This is a genomic window from Marinobacter zhejiangensis, assembly GCF_900114775.1.
GTDB classification, from domain to species: Bacteria; Pseudomonadota; Gammaproteobacteria; order Pseudomonadales; family Oleiphilaceae; genus Marinobacter; species Marinobacter zhejiangensis.
Map to the genome: position 1 here is coordinate 117670 of NZ_FOUE01000001.1, position 19507 is coordinate 137176.

Annotated in this window: 17 protein-coding genes; 2 read left to right on the plus strand and 15 right to left on the minus strand. The window is 59.0% G+C overall.

Annotation, left to right across the window (positions count from 1 at the left end; genetic code table 11):
* Positions 1-29 precede the first annotated feature (29 nt).
* The 13 genes from BMZ67_RS18645 to BMZ67_RS00570 all read right to left on the minus strand — a co-directional run bounded on the left by BMZ67_RS18645 (position 30) and on the right by BMZ67_RS00570 (position 14315).
* The gene (locus BMZ67_RS18645) at positions 30-644 is read right to left on the minus strand and encodes a hypothetical protein (protein WP_217642437.1); all 615 of its coding nucleotides are present in this window, start codon (positions 642-644) and stop codon (positions 30-32) included.
* A 261-nt stretch (positions 645-905) separates the two neighbouring features.
* Entirely contained in the window at positions 906-1232 is a 327-nt protein-coding gene (locus BMZ67_RS00515; protein WP_092019974.1) for a hypothetical protein, read from the minus strand.
* A gap of 86 nt (positions 1233-1318) precedes the next feature.
* The gene (locus BMZ67_RS00520; RefSeq protein WP_092019975.1) at positions 1319-2005 is read right to left on the minus strand and encodes a hypothetical protein; all 687 of its coding nucleotides are present in this window, start codon (positions 2003-2005) and stop codon (positions 1319-1321) included.
* Positions 2006-2034: 29 nt separating this feature from the next.
* Entirely contained in the window at positions 2035-4950 is a 2916-nt protein-coding gene (locus tag BMZ67_RS00525) for a PD40 domain-containing protein (protein ID WP_139214305.1), read from the minus strand.
* Between the two features lie 68 nt (positions 4951-5018).
* Positions 5019-5978: an AgmX/PglI C-terminal domain-containing protein gene (locus BMZ67_RS00530; protein ID WP_139214306.1), complete on the minus strand. Its 960-nt coding sequence runs from the start codon at positions 5976-5978 to the stop codon at positions 5019-5021.
* 13 nt (positions 5979-5991) lie between these two features.
* Complete coding sequence (locus BMZ67_RS00535; protein ID WP_092019978.1) at positions 5992-6507, minus strand: ExbD/TolR family protein; 516 nt, start codon at positions 6505-6507, stop codon at positions 5992-5994.
* The gene (locus BMZ67_RS00540; protein ID WP_092019979.1) at positions 6504-7040 is read right to left on the minus strand and encodes an ExbD/TolR family protein; all 537 of its coding nucleotides are present in this window, start codon (positions 7038-7040) and stop codon (positions 6504-6506) included. Before BMZ67_RS00540 ends, BMZ67_RS00535 begins: the two co-directional genes overlap by 4 nt.
* Positions 7041-7113: 73 nt before the next feature.
* On the minus strand, positions 7114-7779 hold the full coding sequence (locus BMZ67_RS00545; protein ID WP_092019980.1) for a MotA/TolQ/ExbB proton channel family protein: 666 nt from the start codon (positions 7777-7779) through the stop codon (positions 7114-7116).
* A 44-nt stretch (positions 7780-7823) separates the two neighbouring features.
* Positions 7824-8144 (minus strand): hypothetical protein, encoded by a 321-nt coding sequence (locus BMZ67_RS00550; RefSeq protein ID WP_092019981.1) that lies wholly within the window; start codon positions 8142-8144, stop codon positions 7824-7826.
* A gap of 9 nt (positions 8145-8153) precedes the next feature.
* Positions 8154-9017 (minus strand): tetratricopeptide repeat protein, encoded by an 864-nt coding sequence (locus tag BMZ67_RS00555; protein ID WP_092019982.1) that lies wholly within the window; start codon positions 9015-9017, stop codon positions 8154-8156.
* Positions 8998-11859 carry a tetratricopeptide repeat protein gene (locus BMZ67_RS00560; protein WP_175481803.1) on the minus strand — a complete coding sequence of 954 codons (2862 nt, stop codon included), beginning with the start codon at positions 11857-11859 and terminating at the stop codon, positions 8998-9000. Before BMZ67_RS00560 ends, BMZ67_RS00555 begins: the two co-directional genes overlap by 20 nt.
* Positions 11849-13645 carry a tetratricopeptide repeat protein gene (locus BMZ67_RS00565; RefSeq protein ID WP_139214307.1) on the minus strand — a complete coding sequence of 599 codons (1797 nt, stop codon included), beginning with the start codon at positions 13643-13645 and terminating at the stop codon, positions 11849-11851. Before BMZ67_RS00565 ends, BMZ67_RS00560 begins: the two co-directional genes overlap by 11 nt.
* A gap of 4 nt (positions 13646-13649) precedes the next feature.
* Positions 13650-14315: a hypothetical protein gene (locus BMZ67_RS00570; RefSeq protein ID WP_217642438.1), complete on the minus strand. Its 666-nt coding sequence runs from the start codon at positions 14313-14315 to the stop codon at positions 13650-13652.
* A 426-nt stretch (positions 14316-14741) separates the two neighbouring features.
* Here BMZ67_RS00570 and BMZ67_RS00575 point away from each other — a divergent pair, with 426 nt between their 5' ends.
* Together BMZ67_RS00575 and BMZ67_RS00580 are read left to right on the plus strand one after the other, a co-directional pair.
* Positions 14742-15548, plus strand: coding sequence for an SH3 domain-containing protein (locus tag BMZ67_RS00575; RefSeq protein ID WP_092019985.1), 807 nt, complete (start codon positions 14742-14744; stop codon positions 15546-15548).
* Positions 15518-16198 carry an outer membrane beta-barrel domain-containing protein gene (locus BMZ67_RS00580; RefSeq protein ID WP_092019986.1) on the plus strand — a complete coding sequence of 227 codons (681 nt, stop codon included), beginning with the start codon at positions 15518-15520 and terminating at the stop codon, positions 16196-16198. Before BMZ67_RS00575 ends, BMZ67_RS00580 begins: the two co-directional genes overlap by 31 nt.
* A gap of 88 nt (positions 16199-16286) precedes the next feature.
* On the opposite strand, the gene BMZ67_RS00585 is transcribed toward BMZ67_RS00580, so the two are convergent.
* Complete coding sequence (locus BMZ67_RS00585) at positions 16287-17330, minus strand: DUF2333 family protein (protein ID WP_092019987.1); 1044 nt, start codon at positions 17328-17330, stop codon at positions 16287-16289.
* 149 nt (positions 17331-17479) lie between these two features.
* Positions 17480-19474 carry a bifunctional diguanylate cyclase/phosphodiesterase gene (locus BMZ67_RS00590; protein WP_092019988.1) on the minus strand — a complete coding sequence of 665 codons (1995 nt, stop codon included), beginning with the start codon at positions 19472-19474 and terminating at the stop codon, positions 17480-17482.
* Between the last annotated feature and the right edge of the window lie 33 nt (positions 19475-19507).

Sequence of the window (19507 nt, forward strand, 5' to 3'; positions counted from 1 at the left end):
AATGGCGCCTCTTTGGATCAGGGGAACGATCAGTCAAGGTCGTCCAGGGTCAGCACCAGATCCCGCCGGGAGATATCCAGCCCCCAGATGGTGTAGGTGTCACCGTCTTCATCTTCCGCACGGATGTCGAAGACAGAGGAATCCTGGTCGCGCACCGTCACACGGATGGTTTCGCCAACGGACAGGATGTCGTCACCGAGAACGTCTTCTTCCCAGTCGCTCCGATTTTCGTTGCTGACGTACAGGTAGTAAATGTCATAACCGGTGTTGTTGGTAACGTTCACGTAGCCGTCAAAGTCGCCCTGACTGTCGCCGCTATCCAGGTTATCCAGGGTCAGCACCAGGTCCCGCTTGGCAATATCCAGGCTCCAGACCGTGTAGGTGTCACCATCTTCGTCTTCCGCCCGGATATCAAACACCGATGAGGGCTGCTTGCGAACGTTTACCCGAATGGTTTCTCCATCTTCAAGAATATCATCGCCCAGCACATCTTCTTCCCAGTCGCCACGCTCTTCGTTACTGACGTACAGGTAGTAGATGTCATAACCGGTATTATTGGTGACCTCAATGTAGCCATCAAATGCAAATACCTTTGAGCTGATCAGCACCAGCAGGGCACTGAGTGCCAACATCTTCTTGAACATCGATATCTCCTTTTTATTGGCGGGGAAGCGCGCTTTCCCCGTCCGTCAAAATACCCTCGCCAGACTCACTGGTACCAGGCATTCCCTTGATCAGTAATTTTGTAGTACCAGCTATGCCCTGGCACGCCGGAATTACAAAAACGTAAGTTTCTCCAGAAGAATAGCGGGAGTGGAACACAATCTTCAATTTAAACTGAGTAAGATTTCGTATCTTTTAAAAAAATTTACAAACCTATGATACGAAAGGCCTAAAAAGCCTAATCAGTCGATGTGATCCAGGGTCAGCACCAGGTCGTCGGTGGCGATGTCCAGGTCCCACACGGTGTAGGTATCGCCGTCTTCATCCTCAGCGTGGATATCAAAAATCGACGTTGGCTGTTTGCGCACGTTCACACGGAAGGTTTCACCGTCCTCCAGGATGTCATCCCCCAAACGATCACGGCCCCAGGTGTCTTTCTTGGCATGACTGACATAGAGGTAGTAGATGTCATAGCCAGTGTTGTTGGTGACATCAATGTAACCGTCAAATGCCGCGGCGGACGTGCTAAAGAGGAACAAAACCGAGCACAGCGCCAATACCTTTTTCATAAATGTTGTCTCCTTTCAGTGTCTTCGGCTCAGAGTAGTCCCAGCCAGCATAAAGCCCCGATGATAATAAGATGAAGTTGCGGTAATCAAGTCGAGGGGCTGGTGAACCAGCGCTGCTTGGCCGCTTCGTAGTCATCATCGGCAATGATGCCCGCCTGGCACAAGCGCCGCATCTCGGTCACCGCCAGCGGTATCCGCGCCTTTCCCTGGGGCAGCCCGGCCTGGGCCCGCTCAATCGCACCGTCCAGCTCCGCCTGGAACGCCGCGACCTGTTCCTTGCCGGGGAAACGGCCATCCACGGTAAACACCGTGATGTCCGAATTCAGGGCCAGGTATTCAAAGTAGTGTTTCCGGCCACGCCAGGCCATCGCCATCATCAGTAACCCCAATGCCACCGGCGGGCTCCCCCACAGCGGCAGGTACGGCGTGAGGTAATACACCATGGAGGGCGCCGCCAGACAGAGCAGCGACAGCCCCCACAACAGTGGGCGATGCTTTTTGACTTCCCGGGGCTGGCGTTCGACAAACGTCAGGTCAATCACCTGCTCGGGCAGTGAGCGTTGGCCCTGCTGTCGGCGAATCGCCAGGAAGTGGCGATTGAACCGTTTGTAAAGAGTGCTGAGACGGCGGCGGCTGTCGGTCTGGCGAAACTTGCTGTCCACCACCCAGGTTTCAGCCGCCGGTATCCCCCAGCCCTGGCGCTCAAGCTCCAGGTTCGGCGTGCCGTAGCTGTCCAGGTCGATGGTGTCAGCCGCATGAATTGCCATGGTCATCACGTCGATTCCTCAATCATTCCCGACACTCACGGTGTCGGGAATTGCAGCTTGTCCGGATCGTTGTAGTAGTGAGCACCGGCATCCAGCCACTCAGCAATCAGCTTCAGCTCGGCCTCTGTCAGCATGCCCATGTGGCTCTGACGGATGGTGTTGGTACCCGGCAGCTCCACTTCATAGGCATCGTCGTCCGGGTCGTTATCGAACAGGGAGAAGAAGCGGGCACTGGCAATGGCGCCACGAGCGCTCATCAAGCGGCGACTGAAACACACACCAGGATCCGGCAGCACCGTCATGTCGCCCTGGATACCATCCGCACACTGGGTATCCGGGTCGGTGACTTCCACCCAGTCACCTCCCGCGGTTTGCTTCATGTAATAGTCCGGCTCGAACAACTGTACGTAGGACTCCGGCTGACGGGGATCCCAGGACGAATTGCCATTGCCCAGCAACAGCCCATTGCTGGCACCACCACCGCCACCGGCCGCTGCACACACCTTGCTCTCTGCCGCCCGGTGACAGGCCTGGCACGACACCGTGTTGCTGGCGTCCACCGGATCAACCCGACAGGCATTCCAGATCGGCTGGATATGCTCCATGTAGTTGATGGTGGCCTTACAGTCCGGCCGCCAGTCGGTCAGACAGCTCGCGTCGGCAACGGGGGCCGGGGTGGTCAGCTCGGAGTAGCTGACACTGAAGCTCAGGCTGTCATCGGGCGGGTTGCCCCAATGGTCTTCAAACGACAGGGTATCGGCCCCGGTAGCCCCCAGGTAACCGAGGGACTCAGACAGCGCCTGGGCCATGGTGTCCTTCCAGGCAAAAGCCACGATGGACGGATTGGCGTTCGGGAACGGCATGCCGTCCCCCGGGGCGCCCGGGTTGGCCGAGGCCAGTTCAACATCGGTCCGGGCATGGGGAATATCTACCTCAGGGTCATGGCAGCCGTAACAGCGCAGCTCTTCGCCCTCTTCCAGCAGCAGCTTGGTGGGGTGCTGCATCAGGTAGTTGTAGTTGTAGCCTGGGTTGGCGATCAGATCGACCCGTTTGCCGTAGCGGTTAACCACTTCGAAGGTAATTTCGGTGTCAGCCGGTACTTTCACCATCGCAGAGCCGTCCGGCTCAACCATGGAGTAAGACAGTACGTCGTACAGACCACGGCCACCGGTACCAAGAATCGGCGTCAGTCCCATCGGTGGACGGGGGCCGGATTCCGGGTTCCACACCGGATCGGTCAGGATCAGCTGCTCCAGCTCAGGCGGAATGCTGCGCTTGCCCAACACCCGGATGAAGCGCTCGGAGCGGTCGTCCGGAGCGGTCAGGCTCGGGTCGCGCCGGGTAACGATGCCACCGTCGGGTTCGGCCATGTCAGCGCCGTCGAGATCATAGATACTGCGGATATGGAACACCGCCGTGTTGTCTTCCAGGTCCAGTTCATTACGGTTGCCCTCGTAAGGCCGGGCCTGGTCGTTACGGTTGCCGATCACCACGTCGGTGTACAGGGCCTGACGGTCGCTGCCCACCACAGGCAGGCGGGTGTTGGTGGCGGGGTCGATCATCCACACACCGTATTGGGGTTCGCCGAGGTTGGCGGCGGTTGAAGAGCCTTCACACGCGGCGACCAGATTTTGGGCATCCGCAGTCAAGCACTGGGCCCAGGCTGCCAACAGGCGGCCACTGCCGTCACCGTAAGGCGCCACCGCACTGTACCAGCCCGCCGGTGATACCTGGTTGGGGTAGAAATTCACCAGCCCTGGCGTGAACGACTCCTCGGCTTCGCCGACGACGGTTTCATCCACCGGGAAATCCACCGCGAAGAAGTTCTTGCTGTTGATCTTGACCACATCTCCGCCGTAAACCGGGTTGAAGATGTGACGCATGATGGTCACCAGGTTGCCATCAGGCAGTGGAATCGGATCCATGTAATGAATAAACGAGGCGTCGCTGAACTCTTCGCTCAGGCTGCCAAAGTAGCGGTGCATGTTGCCGCCGTTGGGCGTGATGCGGTAGAGGCTGAACACGTCCTCGACGAAGATCCGCTCGTCGGGGTTATCCCCTTCCAGCGACGCACCGCACTTGTCGGCCTCGGTCCAGTCTTTCGGCTCCTCAAGGCCCGGAGGAAAGCCGTTACCATTGCCCTGACCGTACCCGCCACCATGGGGGTGGGTGTTGAAGTTGGGGTCGTCGATCTGGTCGAGGGTACAGTCTTCCAGCGTCTCATAGAGCCGACCGAAGCGGATAAAGACGATATGGCCGTCATCCATGGTGCTGGGTTCGATATCGTGGAACTCACCAAAGCTGATCTGTGCCAGCCCGGTGCCGTCCGGATTCACGGTGTGCAGCAGCGACGCCGGCTCGCCGAAGTCTGCCAGATATTCCCTCAGGTCCAGCAGGCGCCAGTCGCCCCGCCCGGCCTGACGGTCAGAAGAAAATACGATGCGACCTTCGTTGGTGTAAGCCGGGTTGGTGTCATTACCCAGGTTAGCCAGGTCGTTATCGGCGAATACCCGCCGCACCTGGTTACTGTCGAAGGTGTACTCAAAGATATTCCAGGTGTTGTTGGACGCATCCCCTGCCGGCCCGTGGGCCGCAAAGACCATCCGTTCACCATCAGGCGAAATGTCCACATCCTTGACGTCGTAGAGGGCACCACCGAAGTAGTTCGCCATCACGTCATGTTCGGAGGTGTTGAGGGCAATCCGGTCACGGGCCATGATGCGTGCACCCGGGTTGAACTGATACGGTGCCCGCGGATCCAGTGGCGGCCGCACATCAATGCTTGAGGCCTCCCCCATCTCCGGGAAATCCCGCACCACATAGGCAAACGGCCGATCCGAGGCCATCTCGTCCTCGCTATCGCTACGCTGCCCTTCAAAGCAACCCGTCAGTCCCAGCAGGGCCATCCCTGCCAGTCCCATACGCACCCATGAATTCCTTGTTGTGCTCATGACTACCTCCAACACCTTCTCGACACCAGTCACTGCAACCCGGCTTCCCTGCCAGGGTTGCCGATTCCTCAACCAGGGAGGAAATCGAATTTGTAGTTCACAGGCGTTGCCGCCACATCTTCAGGGCCAAACGAGATCATCTGGATACGTGCCAGCAGCTTCATTTCCAGCGTCGCATCACCCAGTTCACTATCAACCAGGTTGATCGCGGAAATGCTGCCATTCGGCTCGATCACGATATGAAACACGAACTTGCCCTTGAGGCTCGCATTGCTGCGGAGCGCCCGGTTATAGAGCGCGTAGATCGCCCCTTTATGCTGCTCGAACACCCGGCGGATGGATTCCATGTCGCGACCACCGGCCACGGTGGAACGCTGGGAACCACCACCACTGCCCTGACCACCCGCGCCAGCTCCGGTGCCACCAGAGCCACCAATCGGGCTGTCCACGGCGGTCGACGAATGGGCCGCCAGCTGAGAGCCGGAACCACTGTCGTTCATCACCGAGCTGTTCACACCGCCACTGGTCGCCGTCGCAGACTGGGCACCCAGTACGTTGCGGGCCGCCCGTGCGGCAGCGCCGGTCTGGACGTTGGTGTTGCGAGCCTGCAACTGGGCCACGTTCAGTGAGCTGCGCAGCGAAGACAGTTCGCTGGAGAAGGCGGCAACACCCATGGTGGAGACCTTCTCACGGGCCGCCTGAACCTCACGTGGGGGCGCAGCCGGTGCCGGTGTTGGCTCCGGTTTCGGGGCCTCGGCAACCTCCTGCTCCACCGGCTCAGGTGGTGGTGGCGGTGGTGGCGGCGGGGCAACCTGGCGCTGTTCGATCAACACCTTGGCCAACGCCGGCGGCACCCGCTCCTCTTCTGCCCGGTCAACTTCCGGAAGCGGCAGCCACGGAAACACCAGAGCGAACAGCAGCAGTAGCAACAACAGTCGCTTCAGAACTTTCTTGAAACGAGAGTCTTCATCCCTGGACGAATCCCAGGGCAGCACAAAATCGTACGGAGTCGTTGTCATCGTCGTCATTCAAAGCCCCCCGTTACGCGCCGCTGCTGCCAGACGAAATCCGGGACACTGCCAGAGAAATATCCCGATAGTTCGACTTGGCACAGGTCAGCATGACCCGCTTGAGGATTTCGTACGGGATGGCCTGATCACCAAGAATGGTCGCAGAACGCCCCAGGGCCTTCTCCTCTTCGGTCAGTTCCTCCCGCTTGGAAGCCAGGAATGTCAGCTCTTCGGTCAGGCCATCAATCAGGCCGTTTCCGTTAACCACATCCACCATATCGGCCACCGGACGCCCATCCACCAGGATGTGTTCGTCGGTGATCAGCACTGTGATGGTCTCCTTCGGCTGTTCCTGAGCAGTAGAGTCCGGCAGGGTCACATCGTTGACCTTGAGGATCTCATTGCTCCCGGAGTTCAGCAGCAGGAAGAACACCAGAATGGTGAAGATGTCCATCAGTGACACCAGGTTCAGCTTGGCCGGCTTCATCAGGTGACGGTGGCTAGCTCCGCCCTGCAAGGTGGTGAAAGACATGGGTTTCATGCTCATGAATCACCTCGCTTGTTGGGGGCATCGCCCAGAGAAATCTCCGGGAACAACTCCACATCCACAGCATCAGCCACCACCACGGTCTTGGCCGAGCGCAGGGTGTCCATGGTGGATACCAGAGACTGGTAGGTCACGCCGGATTCAGACAGCAACAAGGCATCGCGCTTTTCGATGGACTTGGAAACCAGCTGACGTTTGATCTCCTGCAAGACCTTGGACAGGGTCTCGTAGTCGTGCAGATCCTGGACACCTTCGGCACCTTCCTGCTCTTCCAGGTTGGCGATGGTTTTCACCAGGTTGCCGCTTGGGTAATAGACCTCGATACCGGATTCACGCACCACCACTTCCAGCTGGCGGTTTTCTTCCGCGCTGGAGGTCTGCGCTCCGGTCAGGTCCGGCAGGTTGAGCTCGAGGATGGCAATGTGATTAAACACCATGCTCATCAGCAGCACCGGCACCAATACGATCATGAGGTTCATGAACGCAGTGATGTCGATGTCGGCCTCTTCCTGTTCTCTTCGGTTGGAAAACATAGTTTCACCACACGTGGTTATTTAACGTCGCTACGTAACGTAGCTATTGGGTGTACTTGCCAGGCGTAGCGAATCAGGCATCCGTCTCGCGGGTTGCAACAGCAGCCGGGTTGCCACGGATGATGGAGTTCAGGAACTTCACACCCGCCATCTCAACGCTTTCTACGATTTCCAGGGTTTTGTTCTGCAGCAGGGAGTGGATCAGCAGCAGCGGAATCGCAGCGATCAGACCAAATGCCGTGGTGTTCATGGCTACGGAAATGGACTGTGACAGCAGGGTGGCTTTGTCAGCAGGGTCGGCGTTGGCAACCGCGGTAAAGGCGGCAATCAGACCGATGATGGTACCCAGCAGTCCCAGCAGGGTGGATACGTTCGCCAGGATCGACAGGTAGTTGGTGCGCTTGGACAGACGGGGGATGGTTTCCATCACACCTTCCTGCATGGCCGCGTGGATATCATCGCGACGCGGGGAGGAACGCATGGTGTCGAGGGCAACGGTCATCAGGCGGCCAATCGCAGAGGTATTGCCCTGGGCCACTTTTTCAGCCTTGTCGTAGTCCTTGTTGCTCACCAGGGGCAGCAGTTCACCGTAAGCGGTCTTGTTGGCGACCAGCGCACGCTTGAGGAACACCCAGCGCTCAACAGCAATGGCCAGCCCGACGATCAGTACCAGGGCGATTGGGTACATGAAGGCGCCGCCTTCCTGGAAGAAAGAAACAATGGTTGAGTAGAAATTCATGGTTGATACCCCACAGCTTGTGATTTTCAGTTTTTACTTTCTGGTTAGTTGGACTGGACGGAGCCCCCCATGGGCTCCTCCAGCGACAGTTCGTCATAGAACTGCATCGTTCGCCCGTGAACGTCCCGGTCCACAACTTCAAAAACCTTGCCCGACACCGAGGTGATCGAGCGATACAACTTTCCCGGACCTTCAGGCGGCTTCCAGGGAATGAAGTAACTGACCGAAGGCTGTTCCTTGTCCCCGACAAAGGTACTTTCCAGGTCAATGCCATCCTGGGCCGAAGCCCCGAATGTCAGGGTCAGGGACAACAGCCCCCCAACCAGGGCCGCCGTTGCCGGCAACCGCTTTGCTGTTCTCGTCATGACGAACTCCTAGCCCTTATCGGATGATTCAGGAGCCGGCTCAGCCGCCTGTTCGGCGGCAACCGGGGTAGCCTCAACCGGCTCAGGAAGGGCCGGCGGCTGGTCGATAAAACTGGTCTCGATACCCGTGCGGCGGCGTACCTCTACCAGCCAGTTGTTCACTTCCGGGTTATCGCCTCCGGTCAGGAAGTCGTAAGCCTCGTAATGGGGCTGGGCAAGTTCCGGCCGGTTCAGGTACAGGTCATAGAGGACCGCCAGGTTGAGGTGAGCCGGCGGGCAGTCTTTCCAGAGCGTGAGTACGTCAATGTAAGCCTGCTGGGCGGCAGCAAAGCTGCCCTTTTGACGGAGGTGCAAGGCCAGCGCCAGGTAGGCGTTGATGTTGTTCGGGTTTACCTCAACCGCGTTGCGATACGCTTCTTCGGCCTTGTCCGGGTAATCGCGCTTGTCGGCAATCTCGCCCAGCTTTACCCAGGGCCCGGACAGGTCCGGGTAGTCCCGGGTCATCTGCCGGAAGGCGATACGGGCATCACGGTACTGCTCCGCGTCCAGCAGTGCCTGAGCTGCACGAAAGTCTGCGACCGCCTGCGGCGGCACCGGTGCCTGCCCGCTCAGGTAGGGATTGGGCGCCGGCTGGTAGGGAATCTTTTCACCGGTGATGCTGTAGCTTTGCTGGGGCAGAGGCGCGCCACCCTCGGCGATCGCCGCCGGCGCCAGTGCCGGGGTGTCAATCACCGCCGGCGCGCTGACCTCGGTCATGTCCTCACTGCTACCGGCCAGTCCCGGTGCAAAGTTGGACAGGGACGCACAGCCAGACAGCAGCAGGACCGCCGCCAAACCAGCGTTGCGGATTGGATTAACGGATACCATCGCCATACACCACCTGTACTTCCTGTTTGCCAAAGCGGGCCGGGTTCAGCTCAGCCATCGAGCCAAAACTCTTCTCAACCCATTCGTTAAAGACGCCACTCCAGGAACGCTCGATGTTCGCCTGGTGAATCTCGATCGCCAGTTCTTCAAACGGAATGGCCTGCTCTTCCAGTATGATTTCGTACTGGGCGGCCTCCAGCGGGCTCAGCCCCGGCGGCCTCGGCGCATCCATCAGCTCCTGAGCGAACTGGCCGTAGAGATCGGCAATGTTGAAGGTCGCCCGGGTGGTCTGGTCAGCAATCTGGTATTCCGCCGCCATCTGGTAACGATCCAGTGCGTTCTTCAGTTTCTCGTTCTTGCGCGGGATGCTGACGTTCAGCGGTGCACGCAACCGTATCCGGTCAAACTCAGTACGCCAGTAGTCGCCGTACTCGTTGTTCGCCCAGGCCGCCATCCACGCCGAGCGATCGTTCTGCCAGTCCGCCGGTGCCTTGTTGTGGCCATCAATCACCCGCCGCAACCAGTACAGGTGACGGTTCAGGTCGTTATGACGCTTGTACAGGTAGGCGATGTGGTAACGGGCTTCCATCCGGGTATTGAACGGCTCTTCGTAGTCAAACGCCCATTTCTTGAAGTACTCCAGCGCCTGCAGGTCCTCGCCACCCTTCTCGAACATCTCCGCTGACAGGAACAGGGCATCGCGGCGCTCGTCAGCCGGTGCGTTGCGGTCGTTGTAGATGCCTTCGTAGGCCCGGGCAGCGTTGAGCCACTGCTCGTCCTGCTCGTAGGCGTAGGCGATCTTCGCTGGCAGCTGACGGGACAGCTGATGGTTCGGGAACAACCGCAGCAGTTCGGTCATTTCGTTCAGCGCCCGATCCCAATACTCCAGGGTCATCAGGTGCGTTGCCGCATCGAACTGGGCAATCACCCGCACATCGGTCGTGGGGGCCGCTGTCTTGATTCGCAGGAACTGCACCACGGCGCCTTCCATATCATCGGCAGCCAGGGCCAGCTCACCCTGCTTGTAGATGGACACCGCCATCCGCTCGGTCACTTTCTTCGCGTCTTCGCTACCGGCCGGGATGTACGCCAACTGATCACGATAGCCCTGCTCAGCCGCCGGGAAGTTGCCCAGTTCATACTGGCAATGGGCAATCACGCCGTAGGCCGTGCGGTTCAGCGCCGGGTCGATTTCACCCTCGCGACTGACAACAGAGGTTGCGATTTCCAGTGCCTGGTCGTAGCGGCCCAGCTCAAACATCTCTTCGGCTGCCTTGGCCAGCACCGCACCGGAGCGCTCGTCTTCACGGTATTCCTGAACAAAGCGCAACTGGCTGTCCACACCCTTCGCACGCCACTGATTGACCCGCTCACTGCCGTCACCGGCGGTGGCAATCAGCTGTTCCAGTTCTTTCTGGTAGGCGATGATGGCGGCGTAACCGGCGTCAGCACCGTGCTCGATATCACGGAACTCATAGGCGGTGCGCTCGTAGCCCTTGATGGCGTTGGGATAATCCTCACCATCAAACGACGCTTCCGCGCTCATAAAGACCATTTCCGGCACTTTCGGATCAGCCGGGAAGGTTTCCTCGAATTCGCCATAGAACGACGCCGCTTTGCGGAAGCTGACCCGCATCTCGCTGGCCATGACTTCCGGGCTGGCCTCAAGCTCGGTGGCCTCCGCCAGTTCCCGCTTCAGCCGCTGACCAGTAGCGTGGTAATGACGCGCCAACTCATCGATGTACACCTTCAGGTTGGGCATAACCCGGCCACGGGACTCGGCGGTGTGCTGCTGCCAGTACTCGGAGCGGATGCCGTAGCTGCGGACATAGCTCTCTTTCTCGGCCAGCACCTGCTGGGAGAACTCGCCGTCCACGTAGGCACGGATCATTTCCGCATGCATCTCAGGAGCCCGTTCGGAGTCCGGGTTCTGGGCAACAAAGGCCCGGAATGACTCTGCGGAATCCTCGAAGCGTTCCTTCTCCAGGAAGTGCTGCCCCAGGCTGGAATAAAGAATCCAGGTGTACTTGGCGCTCTCGGGACGGGCATCAAACATGCTGGAGATCTTGGCGGCACCACCGGCGTGGGCCAGGCCAATGCTCATGATGCGCAGGGTGTCGTCCACCAGCGAACGACTGATGTTGTCGAGGTCTTCAACCCGGCCATTGTCCGGCACCAGGCGGTCCAGCACCTGCGACAACGACATCAGACTGTTGTCATAGTCACTCAGCTTGTACTGCGCCCAACCCAGCAAATAGTAGGAGTTGTTGAGGAACGTGGGTTCCGCTCCCAGCGCCACCACCGACTTGTAGGCACTTTCCGCGTCTTCGTACTGCTCGTGACGGAAATGGATGTCACCCTTACGGAAGTAAACTTCCGCCAGGCGCGGGGAATGGGGGTGGTCGATGATAAAGCGGTTGAGGATTTCCAGCGCTTCGGTGTCACGACCGTCGAGGTCGTAGGCCTTGGCCAACTGGTACAGCGCCTCATCGTTGTCATCGTTGCTGGGGTACTTCTCCAGAATCTCGTGGTATGCGTCAATAGCCTCGGGGAAGTAGCCATCTTCGCCCGGCAGCACACCGATCAGCTGGTTGTAGTCCGCTTCCATCATGTACACGCTGGCAATGCGGCGTTCGATCTGTTCCTGCAACTTGCGGTCTTCGATGATCTCCAGCAGCTGGCGGTACTCTTCGCGCACATCGGCGTGCATCACCTGCGGCAGCGGCAGGTCCGTCAGGTCTTCGCCCTGGTCCTGCAAACGCGCAATCGTGGTGGAGTTGTTGAAGGCACTGCAACCGCCGAGAACCGAGGCCACCAGCAGGGTGGTCACTAGGGTGTTAGATCGCATCGTTGGTTCCCTCCGGTTCGGTTGCCGGAATCTGGGCGTTGGCATTGATGGCCGCATCCCCTGCTTCGGCCTCTTCGGCTTCGGAGCCGTCAAGGTTCAACAGTGAACGGTCGAGAATTCGCACCTTCGCCAGTTGGGCCTCAACCTGGTAGTGCTTCAGGCGCTGTTCGTGAATATCCAGCTCGGTGGACACCAGGGTTTGCATCACGCCTTCCAGTTCCTCGATCAACACTGAGGTACGCTCAAACTCGGCATCGACCGCCGCCATCATCTCGCGCACGCTGTTGCCATAGACGCGGGTTCCGCGATCCACCGCAGCCGCGCCCTGCAAGCCGTTGACCATGCCTTCAGAGCGGGCAAGATCGGTCGCCAGGCCTTCCAGCATCCACTGAATATGCTGTTGATCTTCCTCTGGCAGTGAAGCCGCACGCTGCACCAGGGCGTCGTATTCCGCCTTGGCGGTTTCCGCACGACGGGCAAAACCCGACAGGGTCTGGGGACGGCTACCGCCTTCCAGCGATTCTCCACGAGCCGCAAGGATGACCGCGAAGTCGTCCCGCTTGGCCTGCCAGGCCTCCAGGTTGTTGCGGACGGCGTAGAGGTCACGAAGATCCTTGAGAACTGACTGGAAGCTATGGTCCGACATCAATTCCACCAGGAACGGCGACAGGTGATTAACAGACACGGAAGGTGCCTGACCAAACCAGTCGCTTTCTCCCAACACCTGATCCAGGTTCTGGACAAACAATTCCATCATGTCCGCCTGATCCAGCGACTCACGGGCGGAACTCAGCCACTGCAGCGCTTCACGGTACTTGGCATCGGCGTCGATAAAACCACGGGCCGCGCGACCGTCCAGCCCCATCTGCTCGTAAACGTGGGGCTTCAACAGCAGCGCTTCCTGCACCTCAGGCAGGGCAATGGAACGCTGGCCCAGGGCACTCAGGGGCGCCAGGGCCTTGCGGAAATTACCTTCATTAACCGCCAGCCAGCTTGCCCCGAGCAGCCCCCGGTTGGAGTAAGCACCGGTGGTGCGCACCTGCACCAACTGCTGCTCGGAACGGGCCAGGTCGTCCATTTCGGCATACAGGTAAGACAGCGCCATGCGGGCACGATCCGCCAGCCGCTGCAGTTCGGCACTGCCATCTTCGGCCTCAACCACTTCGGTCAGGGCTTCTGCAGCCTGCTCAAACCGCTGTTGTTTGCCATAGGCGATGCCCAGGTTGAAATGAAAATACGGCGCGTAAGGGCTGTCTTCATCAATGGTCTGGGCCACGCTCTGGCCAGCGTCGTAATAACCCAGACGAATGTTGACCAGCGCTGCCAGGTAACGGTACTCGGCGTCCAGTTCATCCGGCATCGAACCGTTGATCTGGGCCAGGTTGCGGGCGGCGCGATCGGCATCGCCCCGCAGGTACTGCATCTTGCCCAGGTAGAACCAGGCGCGATTGCGGTCCTCATCGGACACATTGCCTTCCGCAACACGGGCAAAAATATCCTCGGCCTGGGCATCCAGACCGTAGGACAGGCTGACGCCGCCCTTGAGCAGCTCCGGGTAGGTACCATGACCGACAATACCGCCCATCTCTTCGGCGTAGGCGTACTCCACCAGGGTCTCGAAATAGTTTTGCTGATAGAACTCGTAAAGCACCGCCCCATACTTGAGGTCCTGCACTTCAGACGAGGCAGACACCAGCGGCGCACTCACCGCCATCGCACCCGCCAGCCCCAAAGCCAGCCAAGGCGCTCTGCCAACACTACGAATTGCTGCCCGAATCCTGCTCATGGTGTTACCACTCCCGGATACTGAACTCTGGCTGCTGTCGGGCTTCCGAGTCGGCGATGCTCAGCTCGATGTACTTCGGTCCAGCAGATTTGGTGAAATCGAGGGTGGTGCCACGCTTGTATTCGCGGCCATTGGGTCCAAGGCCGACAAAGAACGCCGACACGGTATGGTCTCCAGCACCGACATTACCCAGATGAAGGCGATGCATGCCGCCTTTGGCCAGGGCTTCTCGCTCTGCCTCGTTATAGAGGTAGCTGGTCACGGTTTGGCCATCGACTTTGAGTTCAACGCCCTCAAGCTGGAAGAACTCACCAACGTCCAGGGACACAAAGACGCTCAAACGGGTATTGGCCGGGAACAGCAAGTCCTCCTCCAACACCCGCAGGTCGCGGTTAAGGTCAATAACGGACGTTTTCAGTCCCTGGATATCCCGGGAAAGATCGTTCACCGCCTGCTGTGCCTGACGCCGGCTTTCCCGGATCGACAGCGGGGTTTCGATAATCTGCTCCAACGCCCTGACTGACGCCGATGGCTGGACGGACTCGGACTCAGCCGACTCCTCAGCTCCCGCCAGCGGGCTGAATGCCACGCCCAACGCCAGACACAACGCAGCAACACGCCGACCGGTCCCGGACGGAATGGAGGCTTTGAAACCAGTAAATTCACACATGGTGCACCTTCGCAAAATCCTTTGCAGGTAACGCAGACGCGCTAGCCGGCAAGTTGCTAGTTCAAGGGCACTGGCTTTTGAGGTTTTCCGACTCTTGTTTCAGCGAGCTCTTTTAAACGGCTCTTAATGCGGTAGGTCAGATTTGTTTTTGAACACATTCATTCGTCAAAGAATGTTAAACAAGCTAGCACAAAGTTACCGGAATCGTGCCGAAATATTTCCTCGAGTTAATAATTCTGTGAATTGTTCCAAAAATCTCATCATTCCACCTTGCGAATTATCGCTTTCGAATCCAGGATTCGCCCCAAATCGCCAAAATAAACCCTTTAAAAACAATTGGTTACATGATTTCACATTTATTTACACTTAAGGGTTTTGGCATTGATTTCATTCGAAAAACGAGCATTCACAGGCAGTGAGAAACCAATGAACGGCATCCAGCAACAGCCGTCTTCACCGGCAAAGCAATCAAGGCCCCAGGCCTTGCGACAACTGGCTCGAGCGTGCCTCTGGTCGGTCGCCGTAGTATCAGCATCACTACCGGCCCTGACCCACGCCGATTCGGAGGGTCCGGTCGTTCAGATTGTTGACCCTTACATTGAGCTTCACACCGCTCCGGGGCGGGGTTACCCGATTTTCCACGTCATCGAGCAGGGCGAGAGCGTTACCATCCTCAAACGGAAAACCAACTGGTACCAAGTTCAGGCCAGCGACGGCCAGACGGGTTGGACCAAGGCTGGCCAGCTGGGCCGCACCCTGCAACTCACCGGGGTTCCGGCGGACCTGCCTGAGGTCGGCCACGGCGAGTACCTGGAGTCGAGCTGGCGTATCGGCTTTACCGCCGGTCAGTTTGAACAGTCACCCAGCTACAGCCTGACGCTGGGTGTCCGGCCATTGACCTGGGCCGGCATGGAGCTGGAAGCGGGCAAGATCTACAACGAATCGGTGACCAGCGACTACTACAGCGCCAACCTCATCATCGAGCCGTTCCACCGCTGGGATTTGACGCCCTACCTGCTCACCGGAATCTCGCGTTTTTCCTTTGATCCCCGCCATAAAGTGCTCGTCAACGATCTCGACGATGCCGACGGTTTCAGCGTGGGCGGCGGTGCCAGCTATTACATCGGGCGCAACTTTCTGATCCGGGCGGACTACCGCCAGTACTCGCTCTCGTCAAATTCAGACTCAACAGGTTTAAGCGAATGGAAAATTGGACTGAACACTTTCTTCTGAGCAAGATCCCCGTCACCGCTCTGGGAATGACCCTGGCTCTGTCTGCCCTGCCCGGCACCGTACTGGCGCAGGACGAGGACAAACCGGCCCCGATTCAGGTGATCACTCCGGAAGTACAACCACGCAGCATCGAAGAGTCCGACATCGACTCCGAGTTTTTCGAGGTGGGGGCGTTTGCCGGCATTCTCTCCATCGACAACTTCAGCAGCGAGCCGGTCTACGGCGTCAGCGCGGCGTTCCATGCCACCGAAGACTTCTTCCTCCAGTTCAACTACGGCATGTCTGAGGCAGGCCTGACGTCCTTTGAGGAACTCAGCGGCAACAACGTGCGACTGCTGACGGATTCCGACCGGGATTACAGCTTCTACAATTTCCTGGTGGGCTACAACATCTTCCCCGGGGAAGTGTTCTTCTCCGATATGCTGACGTTCAACTCCGCCTTCTACTTGGTGGCTGGCGTGGGTAACACCGAGTTCGGCGGCGAAAGCAATTTCACCACCACGTTCGGTACCGGCTATCGCATCGTGTTGCTGGACTGGCTCACCATCCATGCGGACTTCCGTGACCACATGTTCAACAGTGACCTGATCCGGGAGTCACAGCTGACCCACAACATTGAGCTGTCCGGTGGCGTTACCTTGTTTTTCTAGTCAGGTAAGCGCCCTCTAGACCCACAAAAAAAGGAGGCACTCGCCTCCTTTTCTTGTTCACCCTGCAGGCTGTGGCAGGCCCCCAGGCCTAGCCCTGTGACAACAACTCACGCAGGTCAATGATGGCCGCATTGGCCCGGGACAGGTACGCCGCCATGGTCAACGAGTGGTTGGCCAGGAACCCAAAGCCACTGCCATTGAGGATCACCGGACTCCACATGGCCTCCTGACTGCCTTCCAGCTCGATAATGATCTGACGAACGCTGGCCAGCGCGTTCTTGTCCACCAGTACCCGGCGGAAGTCCACTTCGATGGCACGGAAGATATGCAGCAGTGCCCAGGCAGTGCCCCGCGCCTCGTAGAAGTTGTCGTCAAGTTTGGTCCAGGCGGTCTTGATCTCGTCGCCATTGTCAGTATCCGTCAGCCCGTCCATCGCTTCATTGCGCAGGGACTCTTCAGCCACCGAGGCCTTCCCCACGCTCTCACCCAGCACCCGGGACAAGCTGCCCAGACGGGTTTCCAGGTCGGCCAACCAGTTGGACAGGTTATCCGCCCGGGCAAAGAACTGGGCTGAGGGCTGCTCAGGATTGGAAAGCCGGTCCAGGTAGCTGTACAGCGCTTTAATGCCACGACGGTATTCCGCCTCGGTGGAAGGGATCGCCCAGCTGCGGCTGTCGAAGTGGAACTGCGGTTCGGCAATCACCAGGTCTGAGTCTTCGGCGGACTGACTCTGGGAACGACTGATGTCCTTCCGCATGGCCCGGGACAGATCCCGCAACTGCACCAGCACACCGTACTCCCAGGCCGGCATGTTATCGAGCCACAACCCAGGCGGGAAGATATCGTTGGAGATATAACCGCCGGGCTTGTCCAGCAGGGTCTCACCGATACGAATCATGGTGGCGGTGGTGGCAAACCCGGTCACCGGCTCGCGGTTCATCTCGGCCGCCATGGTTCGGGTATGCTCACGCACCGAGAACATGTCCGGCTCGCTGCTCCAAATCATTCCCAGGATAATGGCAACCAGCAGATACAGGGCAACAACCCCCATGATCCATTTCCCCATGCCACCCGCATAATCCTGGACATCGTCCTTTCGGTCACGGACGTACTCTTTGATTCGATTCAGCATACCCACTGCTTCCTAGTTTCTGGTTTCAACAACAGAGCCGGGCAGACACCGGCACCGAGTTTTATCTTGCGGATACCATGACCGAATCGCCTCTTGAGTGCAACGCGGCAAGGCACGACCTTCTGCCAAGTTCCAAGCGGAAGCTATCGTCAGTGTTCGCCGTCGCCATTGATCCGCTTGGGGCGCCCCAAGTGATAGCCCATAGCCCCGTCCAACCCCATTTTTTGCACGGTCTCCCATTCGCTGGCAGTTTCCACCCCGGTCGCAAACACCTGCACCCCGACGCCATGGGCAATGGAGGTCACCTGTTCCAGGTAGAACCGGTTATCGTCGTGGCTGGCGATGTTATGGACAAAACTGTGATCGACACGCAAGGCCCGGATCGGCAGGCCCTGAAGGTAGGTAAAAGGTACGCCACCCACGCCAAAGTGATCCACCACCATACCCACCCCCAGTTTCTTGAGGGCCAACGCCAACGCCGTCGCTGGCTTGCGGTGATGATGAATGGTCTGCTCGGAAATACCGACCCACAGCCGTTTCCGGATGGTCGGCGCGTCCTTGAGCCGACCGATCAGGGTGTCACGAAACACCTGATCCGCCACTGACGATTGCCCCACCGCCAGCGCCAGCTGCTGGCCAGGGTCCTGACGCAGGAGCTGAAGCGCTTTGTCGAGCACCAGCAAGTCGATGGCCGGCATCAGCCCGAACCGTTCCGCAATCGGTACATAGACACCGGCCCGAATCCAGTCATCGTCACAACGAATGCGGGAAAACACCTGGTTGAACGCCCTGGTTTCACCGTCGCTGCGTATCACCGGCTGTTTCCAGATGCCCACCGACTTCGACGCCAGGGCCTCGGTTATGACGGCGCGCCAGGATTCCGCACCACGGTGACCGTTCGTTGAGGGGTCACGGCCATGGCAGCCGGTGACACCGTCGGCCTGAGCTTGGCGCATGGCCTCATCCGCCGCTGATAACAGGTCGCCGATGGTCATGCCCTCACTGGCCTGGGCCACCCCGCCATACACCGCCACCTCCAGCGGGACGGCGGCATCGGAATAAAGGCCATCCACTGCCTGGATCAGTTCGTTGGACCAGTGAAGACTGTCAGCCATACCCGCACCGGGCATATACACGGCGATTTCCGCGCCCATGCGGCGACCGGCGAACACGCCCGCATGACGAAGCTCGAACTCCCTCACCACCGAGGCAACACTGGCCAATAGTTCATCGGCAGTATCACGGCCGAAACGCTGGTTAAAGTCCGAGAAATCCGACAACTGGAACAGCAGCAGGCCGCCGGGCGCCGCCCGCTCTTCCGACTCCACCTCAACCCGCAAGCGACGATCGAACGCAGTCCGGCTCGCCAGCCCGGTCACCGGGTCTTCGTTGTTGAGTTGGCGCAAGTGCTGGATCAGGCGCCCCTGCCCTTCGAACAGCACGCCCAGGTCGTCGGACATCTGGTTCATCGCCCGCGTTACCCGGTTCAGTTCACGGGTTGAGGTGGTGGTCACCCGACGACTGAAATCACGATGACTGACCGCCTGGGCCTGGGCTTCGAGTTCTCGCAGGGGGGACAGCGTGCGGGTCAGGATCAGATAGAGCGCCAGTAACCCCAGGCCACCAATGATGGCATTGAGCGCGACCAGTCCGAGTGTGATGTTCCACAGGTCCTGATAGGCCTGCTGGGGGTCACTGATGACCCTCACTGTTCCCAGCAGCCGCCAGCCCCGGGTCACCTCGGCCTGTCCCTCGGTCAGCGGAATGTCCGCCAGCTTCATGAACCAGGCAGGCACCCCGAACGAGCCCAGCGGCTGAATCCGGGCCGCGACGGTATCACCGGCGGTGTCGAGGTACTGGACACTGAGATAACGACTGCTATCAAAGGCGGCATCAATGAGCGACGCTGAAGCAACCGGGTCGCTGCCATCAATGGCGTGGGACAGAGACATGCCCAGAGCCGTGGCACCATCCTGGGCATGATCTGACAGCTGTCCTGAGATGTAGTCCCGGAAACTGGTCAGGCCAAGGGATATACTGGCCAACAGCAATAGCAGCAGCAGACTGCCGGTAAACACCAGCAGCACCGCTCGCAGGGTAACGGCTTCCCTGCGTTTCTGGGAGGATCGGGCCGAGCTGTCCATGAATCGCTGAACCTGCCTGGTTGTTCCTGGTCT

Coding starts and splice junctions, on each gene's coding strand:
- BMZ67_RS18645 (WP_217642437.1), bottom strand. CDS start 644: ATGTTCAAGAAGATGTTGGCACTCAGTGCCCTGCTGGTGCTGATCAGC.
- BMZ67_RS00515 (WP_092019974.1), bottom strand. CDS start 1,232: ATGAAAAAGGTATTGGCGCTGTGCTCGGTTTTGTTCCTCTTTAGCACG.
- BMZ67_RS00520 (WP_092019975.1), bottom strand. CDS start 2,005: ATGACCATGGCAATTCATGCGGCTGACACCATCGACCTGGACAGCTAC.
- BMZ67_RS00525 (WP_139214305.1), bottom strand. CDS start 4,950: ATGAGCACAACAAGGAATTCATGGGTGCGTATGGGACTGGCAGGGATG.
- BMZ67_RS00530 (WP_139214306.1), bottom strand. CDS start 5,978: ATGACGACGATGACAACGACTCCGTACGATTTTGTGCTGCCCTGGGAT.
- BMZ67_RS00535 (WP_092019978.1), bottom strand. CDS start 6,507: ATGAGCATGAAACCCATGTCTTTCACCACCTTGCAGGGCGGAGCTAGC.
- BMZ67_RS00540 (WP_092019979.1), bottom strand. CDS start 7,040: ATGTTTTCCAACCGAAGAGAACAGGAAGAGGCCGACATCGACATCACT.
- BMZ67_RS00545 (WP_092019980.1), bottom strand. CDS start 7,779: ATGAATTTCTACTCAACCATTGTTTCTTTCTTCCAGGAAGGCGGCGCC.
- BMZ67_RS00550 (WP_092019981.1), bottom strand. CDS start 8,144: ATGACGAGAACAGCAAAGCGGTTGCCGGCAACGGCGGCCCTGGTTGGG.
- BMZ67_RS00555 (WP_092019982.1), bottom strand. CDS start 9,017: ATGGCGATGGTATCCGTTAATCCAATCCGCAACGCTGGTTTGGCGGCG.
- BMZ67_RS00560 (WP_175481803.1), bottom strand. CDS start 11,859: ATGCGATCTAACACCCTAGTGACCACCCTGCTGGTGGCCTCGGTTCTC.
- BMZ67_RS00565 (WP_139214307.1), bottom strand. CDS start 13,645: ATGAGCAGGATTCGGGCAGCAATTCGTAGTGTTGGCAGAGCGCCTTGG.
- BMZ67_RS00570 (WP_217642438.1), bottom strand. CDS start 14,315: ATGTGTGAATTTACTGGTTTCAAAGCCTCCATTCCGTCCGGGACCGGT.
- BMZ67_RS00575 (WP_092019985.1), top strand. CDS start 14,742: ATGAACGGCATCCAGCAACAGCCGTCTTCACCGGCAAAGCAATCAAGG.
- BMZ67_RS00580 (WP_092019986.1), top strand. CDS start 15,518: ATGGAAAATTGGACTGAACACTTTCTTCTGAGCAAGATCCCCGTCACC.
- BMZ67_RS00585 (WP_092019987.1), bottom strand. CDS start 17,330: ATGCTGAATCGAATCAAAGAGTACGTCCGTGACCGAAAGGACGATGTC.
- BMZ67_RS00590 (WP_092019988.1), bottom strand. CDS start 19,474: ATGGACAGCTCGGCCCGATCCTCCCAGAAACGCAGGGAAGCCGTTACC.